The organism is Actinorugispora endophytica (assembly GCF_004363075.1).
Classification (GTDB): Bacteria; Actinomycetota; Actinomycetes; order Streptosporangiales; family Streptosporangiaceae; genus Actinorugispora; species Actinorugispora endophytica.
The window spans coordinates 48,801-66,938 of the sequence record NZ_SNYN01000026.1; the positions used below are offsets into that span (position 1 = coordinate 48,801).

At 75.7% G+C, this 18,138-nt stretch carries 17 protein-coding genes; 10 read left to right on the top strand and 7 right to left on the bottom strand.

Annotation, left to right across the window (positions count from 1 at the left end; genetic code table 11):
* Positions 1 to 212: 212 nt before the first annotated feature.
* From EV190_RS20590 to EV190_RS20605, 4 genes are all read left to right on the top strand, one after another.
* Positions 213 to 1,964 carry an RNA ligase family protein gene (locus EV190_RS20590; protein ID WP_133743245.1) on the top strand — a complete coding sequence of 584 codons (1,752 nt, stop codon included), beginning with the start codon at positions 213 to 215 and terminating at the stop codon, positions 1,962 to 1,964.
* A complete protein-coding gene (locus EV190_RS24375; RefSeq protein WP_208113265.1) occupies positions 1,961 to 4,807 on the top strand; it encodes an RNA repair domain-containing protein in 2,847 nt (948 codons plus the stop codon). Before EV190_RS20590 ends, EV190_RS24375 begins: the two co-directional genes overlap by 4 nt.
* Positions 4,808 to 4,900: 93 nt before the next feature.
* Positions 4,901 to 5,299, top strand: coding sequence for a MerR family transcriptional regulator (locus EV190_RS20600; RefSeq protein ID WP_133743246.1), 399 nt, complete (start codon positions 4,901 to 4,903; stop codon positions 5,297 to 5,299).
* A complete protein-coding gene (locus EV190_RS20605) occupies positions 5,296 to 5,628 on the top strand; it encodes a thioredoxin family protein (protein ID WP_133743247.1) in 333 nt (110 codons plus the stop codon). The genes EV190_RS20600 and EV190_RS20605 overlap by 4 nt, the downstream gene beginning before the upstream one ends.
* Positions 5,629 to 5,734: 106 nt before the next feature.
* Here the strand turns inward: EV190_RS20605 and EV190_RS20610 are convergent, their stop codons facing one another.
* Positions 5,735 to 6,589, bottom strand: a complete 855-nt coding sequence (locus EV190_RS20610) for an SDR family NAD(P)-dependent oxidoreductase (RefSeq protein ID WP_133743248.1) — start codon at positions 6,587 to 6,589, stop codon at positions 5,735 to 5,737.
* Between the two features lie 124 nt (positions 6,590 to 6,713).
* On the opposite strand from EV190_RS20610, the gene EV190_RS20615 reads away from it, so the two are divergent.
* Positions 6,714 to 7,331 (top strand): TetR/AcrR family transcriptional regulator, encoded by a 618-nt coding sequence (locus EV190_RS20615; protein WP_243742702.1) that lies wholly within the window; start codon positions 6,714 to 6,716, stop codon positions 7,329 to 7,331.
* A gap of 83 nt (positions 7,332 to 7,414) precedes the next feature.
* Entirely contained in the window at positions 7,415 to 9,094 is a 1,680-nt protein-coding gene (locus EV190_RS20620; protein ID WP_133743250.1) for a serine/threonine-protein kinase, read from the top strand.
* Between the two features lie 131 nt (positions 9,095 to 9,225).
* Here EV190_RS20620 and EV190_RS20625 read toward each other — a convergent pair whose 3' ends face one another.
* A complete protein-coding gene (locus tag EV190_RS20625; RefSeq protein ID WP_133743261.1) occupies positions 9,226 to 9,588 on the bottom strand; it encodes a DoxX family protein in 363 nt (120 codons plus the stop codon).
* Positions 9,589 to 9,973: 385 nt separating this feature from the next.
* Between EV190_RS20625 and EV190_RS20630 the strand changes: the two genes are divergently transcribed.
* Positions 9,974 to 10,828, top strand: coding sequence for a sigma-70 family RNA polymerase sigma factor (locus EV190_RS20630; RefSeq protein ID WP_243742703.1), 855 nt, complete (start codon positions 9,974 to 9,976; stop codon positions 10,826 to 10,828).
* Between the two features lie 282 nt (positions 10,829 to 11,110).
* Positions 11,111 to 11,650, top strand: a complete 540-nt coding sequence (locus EV190_RS20635) for a DUF1697 domain-containing protein (protein ID WP_133743251.1) — start codon at positions 11,111 to 11,113, stop codon at positions 11,648 to 11,650.
* A gap of 58 nt (positions 11,651 to 11,708) precedes the next feature.
* Here the strand turns inward: EV190_RS20635 and EV190_RS20640 are convergent, their stop codons facing one another.
* Genes EV190_RS20640 through EV190_RS20650 form a run of 3 tightly spaced genes read right to left on the bottom strand, consistent with a single transcriptional unit; the run spans position 11,709 to position 14,204 of the window.
* A complete protein-coding gene (locus EV190_RS20640; protein WP_166655520.1) occupies positions 11,709 to 12,485 on the bottom strand; it encodes an ABC transporter permease in 777 nt (258 codons plus the stop codon).
* Positions 12,486 to 12,531: 46 nt separating this feature from the next.
* Entirely contained in the window at positions 12,532 to 13,296 is a 765-nt protein-coding gene (locus EV190_RS20645; RefSeq protein WP_133743253.1) for an ABC transporter permease subunit, read from the bottom strand.
* The gene (locus EV190_RS20650) at positions 13,293 to 14,204 is read right to left on the bottom strand and encodes an ABC transporter ATP-binding protein (RefSeq protein WP_133743254.1); all 912 of its coding nucleotides are present in this window, start codon (positions 14,202 to 14,204) and stop codon (positions 13,293 to 13,295) included. Before EV190_RS20650 ends, EV190_RS20645 begins: the two co-directional genes overlap by 4 nt.
* A 168-nt stretch (positions 14,205 to 14,372) precedes the next feature.
* On the opposite strand from EV190_RS20650, the gene EV190_RS20655 reads away from it, so the two are divergent.
* Complete coding sequence (locus EV190_RS20655; protein WP_208113266.1) at positions 14,373 to 15,575, top strand: sensor histidine kinase; 1,203 nt, start codon at positions 14,373 to 14,375, stop codon at positions 15,573 to 15,575.
* Complete coding sequence (locus EV190_RS20660; RefSeq protein WP_133743255.1) at positions 15,572 to 16,243, top strand: response regulator; 672 nt, start codon at positions 15,572 to 15,574, stop codon at positions 16,241 to 16,243. The genes EV190_RS20655 and EV190_RS20660 overlap by 4 nt, the downstream gene beginning before the upstream one ends.
* Before the next feature lie 35 nt (positions 16,244 to 16,278).
* Here EV190_RS20660 and EV190_RS20665 read toward each other — a convergent pair whose 3' ends face one another.
* Together EV190_RS20665 and EV190_RS20670 are read right to left on the bottom strand one after the other, a co-directional pair.
* Positions 16,279 to 17,478 carry a macrolide family glycosyltransferase gene (locus EV190_RS20665; protein WP_133743256.1) on the bottom strand — a complete coding sequence of 400 codons (1,200 nt, stop codon included), beginning with the start codon at positions 17,476 to 17,478 and terminating at the stop codon, positions 16,279 to 16,281.
* Positions 17,479 to 17,695: 217 nt separating this feature from the next.
* Positions 17,696 to 17,953, bottom strand: coding sequence for a hypothetical protein (locus EV190_RS20670; protein ID WP_243742704.1), 258 nt, complete (start codon positions 17,951 to 17,953; stop codon positions 17,696 to 17,698).
* Positions 17,954 to 18,138: the final 185 nt, after the last annotated feature.

Genomic DNA, 18,138 nt, shown 5'->3' on the forward strand with positions numbered 1-18,138 from the left:
ACCGGAGGACCTCACCGAGGTCCGCTTACCGGGTTCCGCGCCGGACTCCTCGGTGACCCCGACACCAGCGTTCCAGAATGCCCGTTCCGAGGAACGCTGGTGTCGGGATCACCGGGAGCGGCGGCCACGCGCGGCCGGGGTTTATTCGATGGACCGTCCTCGTCCCCCTCCCGTACAGTCCCCGGAGCGCCAGACCACCCCGGGAGCCGACCATGCGAGTGCACTACCCCCGCACTCCCCACCTGCCCTGGTCGCCGGGGGCCTCCTCCGACGACGTGCGCGCCCCCGACCTTTCGGGGCTGGCCGGCCGGGAGGTCGTGGTCACCGAGAAGCTCGACGGGGAGAACACCACCCTGTACCCGGACGGGCTGCACGCGCGCTCCCTGGACTCGGCGCACCATCCGTCCCGCGCACGGGTCAAGGCCCTGCACGGCAGGATCGCCCACGCCATCCCGCCGGGGTGGCGGGTCTGCGGGGAGAACCTGCACGCCCGCCACTCGATCGCCTACCGGGAGCTGGAGAGCTGGTTCTACGCGTTCTCCGTCTGGGACGGCGACCGCTGCCTGGACTGGGACCGGACGGCGCGCTTCGCCCGGAGGCTGGGCGTCCCCGTCCCGCCGGTGCTGTGGCGGGGCGTCTTCGACGAGCGGGCGCTGCGCGCGCTGCGCACGGACCCCGCCCGGCAGGAGGGGTACGTCGTCCGGACCGTCGAGGGGTTCGGCTACGGGGAGTTCGCGCGCCGGGTGGCCAAGTGGGTGCGCCGGGGGCACGTGCGCACGGACGACCACTGGATGCTCGCGCCCGTCGTCGAGAACGGCCTGGGCCCGGCCGCCGCGCTGTGGGACGCGCGCTCGGGAGCCGCCCCCGACGCGCCCGCCCTCCTGGCCGCGCTGGGGATGACGGCCGGGGACCCGGACACGGCGCCGGTCGAACGCGCGGAAGCGGTCGCGGCCGACGCCGCCGCCCGCCTGGACCTGCTGGGGCGGACGGGGGACGCCCGGCTCTCGGGCGTGCTGGCGGCCCTGCTCCACGGCGCCCGCCGCCCCCGCCTGGCGCCCCGGCTGGCCGCGCCCCTGGGCGTGCCCCTGGCCCGGCGGGTCGCCGACCTGGTCGGACTGCACTCCCGCCTGCACCGCCCCTTCCCCGACGAGGCGCGCCGGACCGGCCTGGCGCGGATGGCCGCGGCGGCCGACCTCGGGGTCCTGCACGCGGTCGCCGCCGCGTCGGCCGGGCCCGGGGACGACGCCGCCGAGGCGCGCGAGGAGGTCGAGTGGTCCCGGCTGCACGCGGAGGAGGCCGGACTGCTCGGCGAGGCGCCGCTGGAGCCCCTGCGCGCGGGGCTGCGCCGGATGCTCGCCGGACACGCCCCCGACGCGGCGGACCGGTGCTGGGCCGAGGCGCTGGACGCCTTCGCGCTGGGCCGGATCGGCACTCCGGAGGAGGCGTCCGCGCTGACCTGGCGGTGGCGGTCCGGCGGGTTCCCCCGGCTCGTCGTCGCCGTGGGGCCGTCGGGCAGCGGGAAGAGCACCTTCGTGCGGGGCCTGCCCGGCGTCGACGCCGTCGTCTCGCTCGACGACCTGCGCCGGGACCGCGGCTCCCGCTCCGACCAGCGGGCCAACCCTGAGGTGCTGCGCGAGGGCCTGCGCAGGCTCGACGCGCTCCTCGCGGACGGCGCGACCGCCGCGTGGGACGCCACGGCCCTGAACCGGCACCAGCGCTCCCTGGTGCACGCCGTGGCGCGGCGCCGCGACGCGCTGACCACGCACGCGGTCCTGCTGGCCGATGAGGAGACGCTGGCCGGGCGCAACGCCGGCCGCGCGCACCCGGTTCCGGCAGGGGTGCTCGCGGCCCAGGTCCGCCGCTTCCAGCCGCCCTACCCCGGGGAGGCGCACCGCACCTGGTACATCGGAACCGGGGGCGGCGTCGACGACACCGCCGGGACCCTGCACGGCGAGGAGTGGTGAGCGTGCGCACGAGCGAGGAGACCTACCACCGGATCCGCTGGGACGCGCGCTTCGACCCGGCGCGGTTCGTCCTGGGGATCAACGAGCGCGGCAGGCCGCCCAAGCGCCTGCCGCTGCCCGCGTTCACGCCCGGCGGCGACATCCCCTGGCACCGGATCCTGTTCATCGAGGCCGACGGCGAGGTGGTCTGGGACCGGGCCGCGGGCCTGGACCTGCTCGACTCCTCCGGGGCGGGCCGGGCGCGCGGACCGCGCAGGCTCCGCGCGCCCTTCTTCGCCGCCCGCACGCCGTTCGCGTGGGACCCGGCCGCCGGGTGGCGGCCCGCCGGGGCCGCCCCCGCGTCGCGCGCGCCGTCGCCGGGACGCCTGCGCGTGCTGACCTGGAACACCCTGTGGGACCGCTACGACAGCGACCGCGTCCACACCGGGCGGCGCAGGCCGCTGCTGCTGGAGGCGCTGGAGCGCGCCGACGCCGACGTCATCGCGCTGCAGGAGGTCGAGGCCGGGCTGCTCGCCCTGCTGCTGGACGCCCCGTGGGTCCGCTCCGGGTACACGCTGGGCACCGACCCGTCGGGCCGGGACGTCGACGACACCGGCCTGCTCCTGCTCAGCCGCCTGCCCGTGCGCGAGGCGGGCCGGCACCTCCTGGGCCCGCACAAGGCGGTCGCGGCGGTCACGGTGGACACCCCAGCGGGGCCGGTCGTGGTGGCCGCCACGCACCTGTCCAGCGACCACACCGGGAACGGGGCGGAGCGGCGCGAGGCCGAACTCGCCCGGACCGCCGAGGGCCTGGCCGGGGTGGACGCCGACGTCGTCCTGCTGGGCGACCTCAACGACGGCGGGAGCCGCCCCGCCGAGGCGCTGGGCCTGCGCGACGCCTGGAGCGAGGTCCACGGGGCCGGCGACTCGACCGCGACCTTCGACCCGGCCGCCAACCCGCTGGCGGCCGGGTCCTCCCTCTCGGGCCGCGCCTCCCGGCTCGACCGCGTCCTGGTGCGCGGCCGGTCCCTGCGCCCCACCGCCGCGCTGCTGCGGGGCGACGCCCCCGCCACCCCCGACGGCCTGTTCGTCTCCGACCACTACGGCGTCGCCGTGGACCTCGCCGTCGGTGAGGGCGGACACGGGCCCTCCGTCGTCCTCGCGGCCCGGCCCACGGCGCGCACGGCGCTGGCCTGGATCCCACCTCGGGAGCTGCGGCCCGGGGTCCAGGCGGTCCGCGAAGAGCACGACCCCCAGGCCCACCGGTGGCCGCCGCACGTCAACGTGCTGTTCGGGTTCCTCCCCGAGTCCGCTTTCGAGGAGGCCGCCCCGCTGCTGTCGGACGTGCTGGCCGCCACCGCCCCGTTCACCGCCCGCCTCCAGGGGGTGCGCTCCTTCACCCACCGCGACGACGCCACGGTCTGGCTCGACCCGGCCGCCGCCGGTCCCGGGCCGTGGGCCGGACTGCGCGGCGCGCTGGAACGCGTCTTCCCCCTGTGCCGGGACGGGGCCGGGGGCTACACCCCGCACCTGACCCTGGGCCGCACCCGCGCCCCCGAACGGCTCGCCGCCGAGTGCGCGGCGCGGCTCGGGGGCGCGTCCGCGCGGGTGGGCGAGCTGGCCCTGCTGTCGCGCCGGGGCGACGAACCCATGCGGACCCGGGCGACCGTCGCGCTGGGCACGGGCGAGGTGCGCTGGCTCGACGAGGAGGGGGAGCCCGCCTCCGGCCTCCTCTGCCCCGATCCCGACGGGGACGCGCGGGCCCGGGAGGTCGCGGAGCGGCTGCGCGAGGCGTTCCCCGAGGGGGCGCTGCACGTGGTCGGGTCGCGGCGCCTGGGCTGCGCGCCGGCGGGGGCGGACCTGGACCTGGTGGCGGCGCTGCCGGGGAAGGCCGACCCCGCCGCCGTCGAGGCGCGGGTGGCGCGGGCGCTGCCGGAGGCCACCCGGCTCCGGCGCGTGGTCGGCGCCCGGGTCCCGGGCCTGCGCTTCGACGTCGGCGGCCTGGCGGTCGACCTGGCCGTCGTCGCCACCGGGGGCGTCGCCCCCGGGGAGGCGGTGGCGCGCCGCGCCGAACTGGGGGAGGACGCGGCGGTCGCGCTGAGCGCGGTCAGCGACGCGGACGCGCTGCTCGACCTCGCCGGTCCGGACCGGGCCGGGTTCGTCGGGCTGGCCCGGGAGGTCAAGGCGTGGGCGCGGGTCCGGGGACTGGACTCCGCCCCCTTCGGCGGGCTGCCGGGCCTGGCCTGGACCGTCCTGGCGGCGCGGACCGCGCGCGGGTCCGGCGGCGCCGCGCGCGCCGGCCTGCTCGGGCGCTTCTTCGGCGAATGGGCGGCGTGGGACTGGCGCGACCCGGTCGGCGCGGGGCCGGAGTCGGACGCGGCCGTGCGGATCACGACGCCCACTGCTCCGGTCCGCCTGTGCAGCGCGCAGGCGGGAGCCGGGATGCGCGACCTGGTGTCCGGGGAGCTCTACCGCGCGTGGGAGGTCGTGGAGGAGGCCGCGGCGGCCGGCCGTGACCCCCTTCCCCGGTTGCTGGCCCCGCCGCCGCTGCACCGGCGGCACGCGGCGTGGGCGGTGGTGACGGTGCGGGAGGCGCCCGGCGAGGGGTTCGACACCACGCTGGGCCGCGTCCGGGGGCGGATGCGCGCGCTGCTCGCCTCCCTGGAGCGTGCGGGGGCGGGGGACGCGCACGCGTGGCCGCGGCCGTTCGCGGCCGGTCCGGGGGAGGCGCGGTTCGCCGTGGGCCTGGGCCAGGCCCCGCCCGACGCGCGGCGGCTCGCCGATGTCGCCGGGCCGTGGGCCGCGGGCCTTCGCGGGACCGGCGTCGAGTGGGCGGAGTGCGGCGCGGTCCCGACCCCGCGCTGAGCGCGGCCGGACGCGGAGGACCCGGTGGCCCTTGGCGGGCCCGGACCGGCGGAGGTTGCCCTGACGTCGAGGTCAAGGTCTAGCGTCTCTCCCATGCGCATCGGCGAACTCGCGAAACAGGCGGGGGTCAGTCCCCGGACTCTGCGTTACTACGAGTCCCGGGGGCTTCTTCCCGACCACCGCGCGGCCAACGGGTACCGCGTGTACGACAGCGGCGACCTGCGGCTCGTGAAGCAGATCCGCGCTCTCCAGGAGTTCGGGTTCGACCTCGAGGAGACCAGGCCCTTCGTGGAGTGCCTGCGGGCGGGGTATCCGGCCGGGGACTCCTGTCCCGACTCGCTCGACGTCTACCGGGGCAAACTCGCCGAACTCGACGCGCTGATCGGCCGGTTGCGGACCGTGCGCGCGGAGGTCGAGGCGCAGCTGGCAAGGGCGGAGGCGCAGTTGTCGGACGCGTCCGAGCCGCAGTGCGAACGAGGGGGAGGACGATGATCGGAACGACGGGCGTGGGCGAGGTCACGGACGGGACCTTCGAGGGCGAGGTGGTGAAGGCGGACCTCCCCGTACTGGTGCAGTTCACCGCCGCCTGGTGCCCCTCGTGCCGGCAGATGGCGCCGGTGCTGAGCGCGGTCGCCGAGCAGGAGGGCGCCCGGATGAAGGTCGTCCGGATCGACGTGGACGCCAGCCCCGGCACCCCGGCCCGCCACGGTGTGCTGGCCATACCCACGCTGATGGTCTTCCGCGGCGGCGAGGCGGTGAAGTCGCTGGTGGGCGCCCGGACCCAGCGACGGCTCCTCCGCGAGATCGAGGACGTGCTCTGACTCCCCGGCCGGGCTTTCCGCGAGTCGGGTGGTCGCCTCCTGCCGTGTCCCGTCGACCGGACGCGGCAGGAGGCCGGGGCCGTCCCCGCCGCACGGGGGCGCGGTCTCAGTCGGCCGTGCGGCTCAGGGCCTCCCACCGGGCGTGCTCGTCGAGGCGGGCCCGGAGCAGCTGGACCGCCTGGTCGTAGGCGAGTCCGCCCAGGATGAGGCGCCGGGGCGGCTCGGCCATGTCCACGACCTCCATCACCGCCGGGGCGGCCTTCTCCGGCGCGGCGTCGACGCCCTCGCTCCACATCTCGGCCATGCGGGCGCGCAGCGGGGCGTACGCCTCGTTCTCCGCGGTGGCCGTGGTGCCCTGGGTGAACAGGCCGGTCTCGTAGCCGCCGGGCTGGACGATGGTGACCTTGACGCCGAAGTCCGCGACCTCCATGGCCATGGCCTCGCTGATCGAGTCCAGCGCGGCCTTGCCCGCGCCGTACAGGCCGACGGTGGCGAACCCCCCGGTCGACCCCATCGACGTCACCTGCAGGATGTGCCCCGACCCCTGCTCGCGCAGGTGCGGGACGACGGCCTGGAACACCCACAGCGCGCCGAGGAGGTTGACGTCCAGGTGCGCCCTGACCTGCTCCTCGGTGGCCTCCTCGAGCATTCCGTAGAGGAAGCCGCCCGCGTTGTTGACGACGACGTCCAGGCGGCCGAACGCGGCGACGGCCCGCTCCACCCCGGCCATGACCGCGGCGCGGTCGGCCACGTCCAGGGGGAAGGCGACGAGGCGCCCGTCGTGCGCGGCGACCAGGTCGTCCAAGGGGGTGACGTCGCGGGCCACGCCCACGACGCGGTCGCCCCGGTCGAGCGCGGCCTCGGCGAAGACCCGGCCCAGGCCCCGGGAGGCCCCGGTGACGAACCAGACGCGACCGGAGGCGTCGGGGCGGGCGGTGGAGCGGGCGGCGGCGGTGGTCATGGTTCTCCTCGACAGACTTCGACACTCAAGCGAGACGAGACGGTTCGTTTCGTCTTGACCAAGGATGCACCCGCGCCGCCCCTTCGTCAAGACGAGACGTCTCGACTCGTTTATCCTTTGCTCCGTGACACCGAACAAGACACCGGGCACCCCCCGCCGCAACGACCGGTCCCGCCGCGCGATCCTGGACGCCGCCCGCGAACTCGTCGCCGAGAAGGGATACGCCAAGCTGACGATCGAGGCCATCGCCGCCCGCGCCGGAGTGGGCAAGCAGACCATCTACCGCTGGTGGCCCTCCAAGGGCGCGGTCCTGCTCGACTCCGTGCTGGCGCTGAGCCAGAACGGGGAGGGGGAAGGGGCGGAGCAGGCCATCACGCTGCCCGACACCGGCGACGTCGAAGCCGACCTCAAGGCCCTCATGCGCGCCACCGCGGCGGAGTTCTCCGACCCGTCCTTCGAAGCCCCCATCCGGGCGCTCAACAGCGAGATCGCCAACGACCCCGACCTGGCCGCCGTCTACGCGGAACAGGTGGCGGCCCCGGTGGAGGAGGCCAAGCGGGAGCGCCTGCGCAGCGCCCGGCGCGCCGGGCAGATCGCCGCCGACACCGACCTCGACCTCTTCCTCGACATGCTCTACTCCCCTCTGTACCAGCGCTGGCTGCTGCGCTCGGGGGAGCTGACCCCGCAGTACACCGACCGCCTGGTCGAGGCGGTGCTGAGGGCGTTCCCTCCCGCGAAGTGAGTGGAGCGGTCCGCGCGAGGCCCCGGGGGTGCTAAAAGGGAGGGCAGAAGTGACGGTCGGACGAAGAGGCTAGGAGCAGCCGAATGCATTCCGGGGTGGTACTGGCCGAGCGGTACCGGTTGGATCGGCAGTTGGGCCAGGGCGGGATGGGGGAGGTCTGGGAGGGGTTCGACCCGCAGCTCCACCGGCCCGTCGCCGTCAAACTCCTCTCCTCGGCGCTGGGGGAGGAGGAGGCCCTGGTGCGGCGCTTCCAGCAGGAGGCGCGCATCGCGGCCAACATCCAGCACCCCGGGATCGCCGCGGTGTTCGACTTCGGACGCCACGAGGGCCGGCTGTTCCTGGTCATGGAACTGATGCGCGGCCGCGACCTGGCCGCGGTCCTGGCCGGGAACCCCGACGGCCTGCCGGTCGAGCAGGTGGTGTCGATCGCGACCCAGGCGGCCGACGCCCTGCAGGCCGCGCACGCCCAGCGGGTGGTGCACCGCGACATCAAACCCGCCAACCTGTTCCTGCTCGACACCGGGCACGTCAAGATCTGCGACTTCGGGGTCGCCCGGCTCTCCGACGCCACCACCCAGCTCACCGCGGTCGGGTCGACGCTGGGAACCCCGGCGTTCATGCCCCCCGAGCAGTGGAGCAACGACAACGTCGGCGAGCACAGCGACGTCTACGCCTTCGGCTGCGTCCTCCACGCACTGCTGACCGGCGGAGTCCCCTTCACCGGAAGCCTCCCCTCGCTGATGGGGCAGCACCTCACCAAGCCCCCGCCCTCCATCCGGACCACCCGTCCCGACGTTCCCGAGGCACTGGACGAGCTCGTCGGCCGGCTGATGGCCAAGGACCCCGCCGACCGGCCGTCCAGCAGCGGCCTCGACGCGCTGATCCGCCGGGCCGCGCACCCGGCCGGTCCCGTGGAGGACCTCCCCCCGACGCGGATCCAGGCCCCCGCGCCGCCGCCGGAGGACACCGGCCGGTCCGCCCCCACGGCGCCGCCCCCCTCGGCGCCCGCCGGGGAAGGCGCGCCCCCGCGGCAGCCCGCCCCCGCGGACGAGGACCCCGCCACCCTGTTCGACCGCGGCCTCCGGCTCCGCGAGCGCGGCGACGTGGCGGAGGCCGAGCAGTGGTACCGGCGCGCCGCCGAGACCGGGCACACCGACGCCATGTTCACCCTCGGGCTCCTGCACAGGGACCGCGGCGACGCGGCCGGGGCCGAGCAGTGGTACCGCGGCGCGGCCGACAGCGGCGACACCGACGCCATGGCCAACCTCGGCGACCTGCTCAAAGAGCGCGGCGACGTGGCGGAGGCCGAGCAGTGGTACCGGCGCGCCGCCGAGACCGGGCACACCGGTTCCATGGCCGCCCTCGGGAACCTGCTGTACAAGAGGGGGGACGCGGCCGGGGCCGAGCAGTGGTGGCGCCGCGCCGCCGAGACCGGGCACGCCCGCGCCATGGGACTCCTCGGCGACCTGCTCGACGGGCGCGGGGACGCGGCCGGGGCCGAGCAGTGGTACCGGCGCGCCGCCGAGACCGGGCACGTCGACGCCATGGCCGCGCTGGGAGGCCTGCTCGAGCACCGCAGGGACATGGCCGGAGCCGAGCACTGGTACCGGCTCGCCGCGCAGGCCGGCGACATCGACACCATGGTCACCCTCGGCAACCTGCTGAACGGGCGGGGCAGCGCGGCCGAGGCCCGGTACTGGTGGCGCCGCGCGTCCGAGACCGGCAACGCCCGCGCCGTGAACAGCCCGGGAATCCCCCGGTAGGCGCCGGACCGCCCCCGCTCGGAATGATCATGGGTTTTCCGCCCTTCCAGGCCCCGGAACGGGCGGAAAGCCCACGACCGCCAACGCCATGGGTGACGCCGGCGGACATGTCCGTGGCGTCCAGGCCCGAGTCATGAACCGGCCGCCAGGTGAGTCATGTGGGTGACCGCCGCGGCCGAGAGGAGCAGGTACAGCCCCGGGAAGGCGATGTTGTGGAAGACCCGGGCCCGGACGTGGGCAACGACGGCGCCGACGAAGAAGAGAACCAGCCCGATGCCGGCGGCGACGCCCACCCAGGTCCACGCGCTCAGACCGACGACGAGCCCGACCGCGCCGGCCAGCTTCAGCGTCGCGAGGTAGGGCAGGGCGCTTTCGGGAACGCGCACCTCGGCTGAGTTCCTCTGCACGAATCCCGCCTTGGCGTAGTCGGCGACAGCGATAAGGGCGTTGGCCACGACGCACAGAACGGTGGCGGCGAAGAGGACCGCTGTCATGCCGAGCACCCGCCCGACACCGTGCACGGGCGTGGCTCCGGTTCACCGCCGGTCTGGTCGGCCGGCCGGCTCCTGAAGGCGGCTGCGGCGGGGATCGACGGCAGTGGGTCTCCCGCTCCGTCGGCGGGCTCGGGAATCAGGGTGGACTCCGGTTCGTCGGCCGCGCGCGGCGCTGTGTACCGCGTCGCCTGCGGGGCAGCCGCGCGCACGGCGTCGAACAAGGACCCGGTCTGCTTCGCGACTGCCAGGACGCGTTCGTGCGTGGCGCGGAACCGGACTGTCTGTACGCTCATCGGCAGGCATCTCCTCATGAGGCTTGTCGGACGGGAGGTTTGCGGTCTCATCCGTCCCGACGCCTGCTGCCTGGGAAAGGTGACATCCGGTGATGCCGAACATGGATTTCGAAGCGGTGAGGCCGCAGCTGACAGCGGTGGCGTTCCGGCTGCTCGGCTCCGTCCACGACGCTGAAGACGCTGTGCAGAACACCTGGCTCAAAGCATCGGCCGCGGACACCGGAAACCTCCGCAACCCGGCCGCGTGGTTGACGACCGTGCTCACCCGTGTGTGCCTCGACGAGCTGCGCAAGCGTCACCGCCGCCACGAGGAGCCGCTGCTCGCGGACATGCTTCCCGCCGAGAGCATCGCGGCGGACGAGCGTTACCTCCAGCAAGAGGACGTCTCTCGCGCGTTGATGGTCGTCCTCGACCGGCTGACACCCGCCCAACGCGCCGCGTACGTGCTGCACGACCTGTTCGATGTTCCGTTCCGCGAGGTGGCGGAGACTCTCCGCACCAGCGTGGAAAACGCCAAGAAGCACGCCAGCCGAGCACGCAGACGACTCGAGCAGGCCGAACCGGCGCCGTCTGTGACCACTGCCGATCATGCCGTCGTGGAGGCGTTCCTCGCCGCGGCCGCCGGTGGCGACGTCAACCGGATGATCGCCCTGATGACCGACGACTGTGTGCGCACCGCTGACGCCGCCCTCCTCCCGCCTGGCGTGCCGAAGGTCGTCACCGGTGCCCATGCTGTGGCCACGGAGACGTCGTTGTTCGTCGACCGGATCCGCGCCAGCGCGCCGATGCTCATCGGCAGCCGACCGGTCAACGTCATCGCCCCCGGTGGTCACCTGCTCGCAGTGATCACCATCACCACCAGAGATCGACGCATCGCCCGGATCGACATCAGCCGGCGACGCGTTCACGGCGCCGTCCGGGGGGTCGGGACGGGCACGAGCCGTTGATCGAGTGATCCGTGTTCTCCGCGGCCTCCTCGAACCCAGTCACTGTGCGTGGCCGCTGGGGGCAGGTCCCTGCAGCCCGGGCGGTGGTCTCGTCGTGGAACCCCGGCGCCCCCGCGATGACCGGAGGGGGAGCCGCGTCCCAGGGGTCGACCCCGGGAACGGCGGCCCGCTCGCGCGCTCCTGACACGAGGTGTCAGCTTTCCGCGCTACAAGAGGGCGGGACGCGCGGAAGGACGGGTGGAGCCCCACCCGGCGGGCGTCCTCGGGAGGACGGGAGCGGTCATGACCAGGTACGCGGCGCTGCTGCGCGGTGTCAACGTCGGCGGGAGCAACCGGATCGCGATGGCGGACCTGCGGGCGCTGCTGGAGGGGCTCGGGTACACCGGCGTCGCCACGCTGCTGCAGAGTGGAAACGCCGTGCTCACCGCCCCGGAGGGGTCCGCCGAGGCGGTGGCCGCCGACATCGAGGCCTGCCTGGCATCCGAACTGGGCCTGCCGGTCGCCGTCATGGTCCGCACCCGCGCGGACCTGCGCCGGGTCGTGGGGCACCTCCCGTTCCCGGTGCGCGACCCCGCCAAGTGCGCGGTGGCGTTCTTCGGCGAGGAGGTCGACCGCGAACGCCTCGCCGCCCTGGACCGCGCCGCGTCCGCCCCCGAGGAACTGGCCGCGGGCGAACGCGAGCTGTACCTGTACCTCCCCGACGGCCTTGGCCGCGCCAAGCTCCCGCCGCTGCTGGCCCGCCGCCTCGGCGCCCCCTTCACGATCCGCAACTGGGCCACCACGACCCGGCTGCTGGCCCTGGCCGAAGGCGTCGGCGGCTGAAGGCCGCGCGCCCGGCCCGGGGCCGGTCCCGCCCCGCCCGGGACCGGGCGGGACCGGGTCAGGCGTCCCTGCACCGGAGAGCGAGAGCGGCGGCCCCCAGCGGCACGGCGGCGTAGAGCGCCAGCACGGCCAGCGCCTGCGGCGGTGACAGCAGCGCGTGGGAGAGCGTGCCGCTGAGCACACCGCTGACCTGGCCGACGAGTCCCGGCAGCAGCACCGCCGAAACCCGCTCGCTCCACGGCTCGGGAAGGTTGAGCGCGACGATCGGGAGCACGTACACCAGCACGACGACACCGATGACCGAGCCCGCCGTGGAACGCGAGACGGCCCCCAGCCCCGCTCCCGCCAGCGCGACGGCCGCCACCGCCGCCGCGGCGGCGAACAGCTCCGGGACCCCTTCGGACAGCGGCACCTCGTTGAATCCCATCGGCCGCTCCCCGGCGATCGCGCGGGTGGAGAAGAACGTGGCGGTCGCCGCCGCCAGACCGGCGGCCAGGGAAACGGCGGCGACGACCGCGGCCTTGGCCGCCAGGACCGGCCAGCGGCGCGGCACCGCCACCAGGCTCGACCGGATCGTCCCGGTCGCGTACTCCGACGTCACCACCAGCACCCCGAACACCCCGAAGCAGATCTGCAACGGCAACCCGATGACGCTCACCAGCGAGGTGACGGAGAGCCCCGCCCTCTGGCCATCGGGCAGGCCGTCGTAGAGCGACGCGGAGTACCACGCCAGCGCCGCCATGAGCAGGGCCGACATCGCGGCCCCCGCCAGGACGTAGGAGAAGGAGCGGACCGAGCGGACCTTGACCCACTCCGCCCCCAGAACACCGGTCACGGTCCGCGCCCCCTCCGAGACACCGCCGACGGAAGTCATCAACACCTCACGCGTCCCTTCGTGTGATCATGACGGCCGCCGCGCCCAGCGGCACGGCGGCGTACGCGGCCAGGACCGCCAGCGCGGCCGGCGGCGACAGGACCGGGTCGGGCACGGCGCCCGCGATCCGGACCGCGAGGCCCGACGGCAGCACCGCGGCCATCCGCCCGCCCCACGGCTCGGGCAGCAGGAACGTGAACGGCGGCAGCACGAACAGCAGCACGGCGACCGCCGCCACCGCGCCCGCGGTGGAGCGCAGGACGGCGCCCGAGCCGAGGCCGAACAGCGCGGCCGCCACCACGGTCAGGGCGGTCGCGGCCAGGACGGGGACCTCTTCCCCCGGCGGCCCCGTGGGGCCGGGGAGCGGCCGGTCCCCGATGAACGTCCGGACCGCCGCGAACGACGCCGCCAGGACCACCAGACCGGCGGCCAGGGAAACGGCGGCGACGACCGCGGCCTTGGCCGCCAGGACCGGCCAGCGGCGCGGCACCGCCACCAGGCTCGACCGGATCGTCCCGGTCGCGTACTCCGACGTCACCACCAGCACCCCGAACACCCCCGCGCCCAGTTGCAGGAGCGGAGCGACCAGCTCCATCGGGCCCGCGCCCGAGAGGGAGCCGCGCTCTCCCGGCGGAAGCCCGTCCCAGATCCGCGCCCCGTTCCAGGCCACGAGGGCGGCGAGGAGGACCACCGCGACCGCCGCGAGGAGACCGTAGCGGGAGGAACGGACCGAGCGGATCTTCGCCCACTCCGCCCCCAGGACGCCGGTCACCGCGCGCTCCCGTGCGCGCGGTGCTCGACGCTGCCGGCGGTGAGCTCCATGTACGCCTCCTCCAGCGAGGCGCTGCGCGGGGTCGCCTCGTGGATCGGCAGCGCGTGGCGCGCCGCGAGGTCGCCGATCACGCTCACGTCCACCCCGGTCACCGCCAGCCCCCCGGAGGGGTCGGGCGCGACCGCGGCGCCCGCCCCGGTGAGGACCTCGGCCAGTTCGGCCGCGCGGGGCGAGCGCACCAGCACACCCCGGTCGAAGCGGGCGGCCAGGTCGCGGACCGTGGTGTCGCAGATCAGCCGTCCCCGCCCGATGACGACCAGGCGGTCGGCGGTGAGCTCCATCTCGCTCATCAGATGGCTGGACAGCAGCACGGTGCGGCCCTCGGCGGCGAGCGAGCGCATCAGCTCGCGGATCCAGCGCACCCCGTCGGGGTCCAGCCCGTTGACGGGCTCGTCGAACAGCAGCACGCCAGGGTCGCCCAGCAGCGCCGCGGCGATGCCCAGCCGCTGCTTCATCCCCAGCGAGAACCCCCCGGCCCGCTTGCGCGCGACCCCGGCCAGGCCCACCTGCTCCAGTACCTCGGCCACCCGCCGGGCGCCGATCCCGTTGGTGCGGGCCAGGCACAGCAGGTGGTCGAACGCGCTGCGCCCGCCGTGCAGCGCCCCCGCGTCCAGAAGCGCGCCCACGCGCAGCATCGGGCGCCGTATCCGGGCGTAGCGGAGGCCGTCGACGAGGGCCTCTCCGGAGGTCGGCGCGTCCAGTCCCAGGAGCACGCGCATGGTCGTGGTCTTGCCCGCGCCGTTGGGGCCCAGGAACCCGGTCACCCGGCCCGGCCCGACGGAGAAGGACAGCCCGTCCACGGCGCTGGTCCCCCCGTAGCGCTTGCTGAGTTCTTTCACTTCGATCATGCCCGCAACACTTTCGCGGCGAGGTCCGTCCGCGCGTCGGACCGGCGGCCGGACCTCGGCGTCGGTCCCCGGTCGCACGCGCGGGGCCGCCCGGGGAAGGGATCCGACCGCAGGACGACCTGCCCCGGGTGGAGGCGGCCGGGCCGCGCCTGCGGATACCTTCGGAAGGTGCACGGTGGCCTCTCGCTCCTCTCCGATCCCCGACGGTCCGACCGCGGCGGCCTGGTCGCTCTGGACGTCCTCGCGGCCGCCGGCTACACGGCGGTGCTGCTGGGGACCTCGCTCGCGCAGGCGCCGCACGCCGCGAACGCGCCGCGGTGGGTCCTGGTCCTGGTCCTGGCCTCGATCGGGCCGCCCCTGGCGGTGCGGCGGCTGTGGCCGCTGCCCGTGTTCACCGTCGTCATGGCCGGGTCCGTGACCGCCGCGGTGCTCGGCGTCCTGCGGGACCCGTTCGTCGCGGCGGCGTTCGCGCTCTACCCGGTCGCGCTCACCACGTCCGGGCACCGGTGGCCGTCGGCGTCGTCGGTCGGTCTGGCCAGCGCGGCCGTCCTGCTGTTCGGGGCGTTCGCGGGGCCCCCGCCCCACTGGTCCGAGGACGTGGGGCCCCTCGTCCTGGGCGCGGCGGTCCTGAGCGGGGCGTGGGCGATCGGGCGGGGAGTGCGCGAGCGGCGCGCCTACGCCGCGCGGTCGGCGGAGCGGATCACCGAGCGGGCCGTGGTCGAGGAGCGGCTGCGCATCGCGCGCGAACTGCACGACGTCGTCGCGCACGGGATGAGCCTGATCGCGGTCAAGGCCGGGGTCGCCAACCACGTGATCCAGACGCGGCCCGAGGAGGCCGCCGACGCGCTGCGCGTCATCGAGGCCACCAGCCGCGGCGCGCTCACCGAGATGCGCCACCTGCTGGGCGTCCTGCGCTCGGGAACCGACGAACGGCCCGCCGACACGGGCCCGGCCCCCGGAATCGGGGACCTGCCCGGGATCGCCGAACGGGCCGCGCCGGCCGGGGTCCGCGTCGACCTGGACGTGCGGGGGGCCGACGGGCTGCCCGGGGGGACCGCGCTGGCCGTGTACCGCATCGTCCAGGAGGCGGTGACCAACGTGGTCCGCCACGCGGCGCCGGCCCACTGCCGGGTCGAGGTCGTCGCCGCCGGGGGAGAGGTCCGGATCGAGGTGGCCGACGACGGCCCGGGCGGCCGCGTCCTGCCCGGGGGCGCCGGGGGGTACGGCCTCATCGGCATGCGGGAGCGGGCGGCGGCCCACAACGGCACCCTGTCCGCCGGCCCGCGGCCTGGCGGGGGGTTCGGGGTCCGGGCCCGCCTGCCCTACGATCCCGCCCCTCACGCCGACCGCGCCCACGGGAGGACGCGGTGAGCGAACCGGTCCGGGTCCTCGTCGCCGACGACCAGGCCCTGCTGCGCGGCAGCTTCCGCGTGCTGATCGAGACCGCGTCCGACCTCGCCGTCGTCGGGGAGGCCGGGACCGGCGCGCAGGCCGTGGCCCTGGCCCGCTCCGAACGCCCCGACGTGGTGCTGATGGACGTGCGCATGCCGGAGATGGACGGCATCGAGGCCACCCGGCGCATCCGCGACCTGGCCCAGGACGCGCCGCGGGTCCTCATCCTCACGACGTTCGACCTGGACTCCTACGTCTACGCCGGACTGCGCGCGGGCGCCAGCGGCTTCCTGCTCAAGGACACCCTCCCCGGGGACCTGCTGGCGGCGATCCGTGTGGTCGCCTCCGGGGACGCGCTGCTCGCGCCGAGTGTGACGCGGCGCCTCATCGCCGAGTTCGCCCGCGGGGCCGGGCCGCCCCAGCCTGTGGCGCGCGAACTGGGCGGTGTGACGGAGCGGGAGCGCGAGGTGCTCGCGCTCGTCGGGCGGGGGCTGTCCAACACCGAGATCGCCGGGCACCTGCACCTCAGCGTCGCCACCGTCAAGACGCACGTGGGGCGGCTGCTGGCCAAGCTGAACGCGCGCGGCCGCGTCCAGCTGGTCATCGCCGCCTACGAGACGGGCCTGGTCGAGGTCCGCCCGCGCTGAGGCGCCCCGGCGCGGGCGGCACCACCCGTCCGGGGTCAGCCCCGGCCCGCGTGCCCGGCCTCCTCCAGCTCCCGCTCGACCAGGTCGGCGGCGCGCCGGGCGCCGCCCTCGGCGCGGGCCAGGGCGCGCAGCCGCGCCGAGTTCCGGGCGACCCCGGGGTCGGTGGTGAGTTCGGTGAGCGCCGCGCGCAGCGCCGACGCGGTGGCCTGCCCGGTGTCCAGGCGGCGGCCCACGCCCAGCTCGACCAGCCGGTCGGCGTTGCCGAACTGGTCGACGGCCTGGGGGACCGCGATCATGGGCACCCCGCTGTACAGGCCCTCGCTGCTGCCGCCCATGCCCGCGTGGGTGACGAACGCGTCGGCCTGCTCCAGGACCGACAGCTGCGGGACCCAGGAGTGGACCTCGACGTTGGCCGGGATCGCGCCGAGTTCGGCCGGGTCGGTGTACCTGCCGATCTGCAGCACCACGTGCCAGCCGGGCAGGTTCCCGAACGCCGCCAGGCACTCGCGGTAGAAGCCGGGCAACCGGGTGAACGCCGACCCCATGGAGACCAGCAACACCTTGCGCGCCTCCGGGGGCCGGGTCCAGGAGCCCGCGTCGGAGCGGTCGCCGAAGCACGGTCCAACGAAGGTCACCACCTCGGGGTCGACCAGGTCGGCGTTGGGCTGCATCGCCCGGGGGATGAGGGCCAGCGCCCGCCGCGGCCTCCCGGCGAACTCCTCGGGGTCGGTGGTGCGGGCGCCGTTGTCGGCCAGCCACGCGGCGAAGCGGGCGAAGTAGGCGTCGGCGCCGGGGAGCGCCCGCAGCATCGCCCCGACCTCCGCCTCGTAGCCCTTCCACGCCACGTAGGTGGGGGAGAGCTGCACCGCGGGCCGGTCCCAGTTCTCGGCCAGGACGCGGGCGCCGTACCCGGCGATGTCGTAGAGGAACAGGTCGGGCCGGTCCGCCTCGTAGGCCGCACGCAGGGCCGGCAGGGTGGCGGCGGCGTCGTCCCGGAAGACGCCCATCGCGGCGATGGGGTCGTCGGGCCAGTCGTTGTCGGAGACCGGCAGGGTGGAGGCGACGCCGACGAGCTCGGCCCCGGCGGAGGCGACCAGGCCGGCGACCGACGGGTCGTTGGCGTAGGTCACCCGGTGGCCGCGGGCGGCCAGTTCGCGGATGACCTCGAGGCTGGGCAGGATGTGGCTGACGGCCGGGATTCCGACCATGGCGATGTGCGCGCGGCGACGGGACATGGTGACGACCTCACTGTGGGAGACCTGCGGGGACGGCGGACGGCGCGTCGGCCGCGCCGCGGGGCGAAGTCCTCTCGCGGTGCGCGGAGCCCGACGCGCGGGGCTGCGGGGTCGGCCCGCCGCCGCGTCACTCGTAGATCTGGAATCCCACGGACGCGATCCTAGCCCGCGCGGCAGGTTCCCGCCAGGGCGTTTTCCCCTTCGGTCCCGGGGCGGGTCAGCCCCGCAGCCTCACCGGGAGGGCGGTCAGGCGGCTCCCCTGGATGCCGCCGGGGCCCGCCTGCCGCAGGTCGGCGAACGGCACGGCCAGGCGCGCGTCGGGGAAGTCGGCCCGCAGGACCCGCACGACCGCGCCCAGTTCGAGTTGGGCGAGCCGGGCCCCGGTGCAGTAGGGAACCTTCGGCGCGGGGGTGGTTCGGCGTGCCGGTGCTTCGGGGGGTCTTTCGGCCTCCTGTCGTGCGGATCGCGGGGTCACGGCGGGCGGCGACGGCGGGTGGGGGTCGGGGCCGCGCCCATGACGTCCGTCGCGTGAGGGTTCCGTTGACGGTCGTGGGGGGTGGGGGCCGCCCCCCCCCCCCCCCCGCGGGGGGCCCCCCCCCCCCCCCCCAAAACCCCCCCGCCCCCCAACCCCCCCCCCCCCCGGGGACCGCGTGGGGGGCC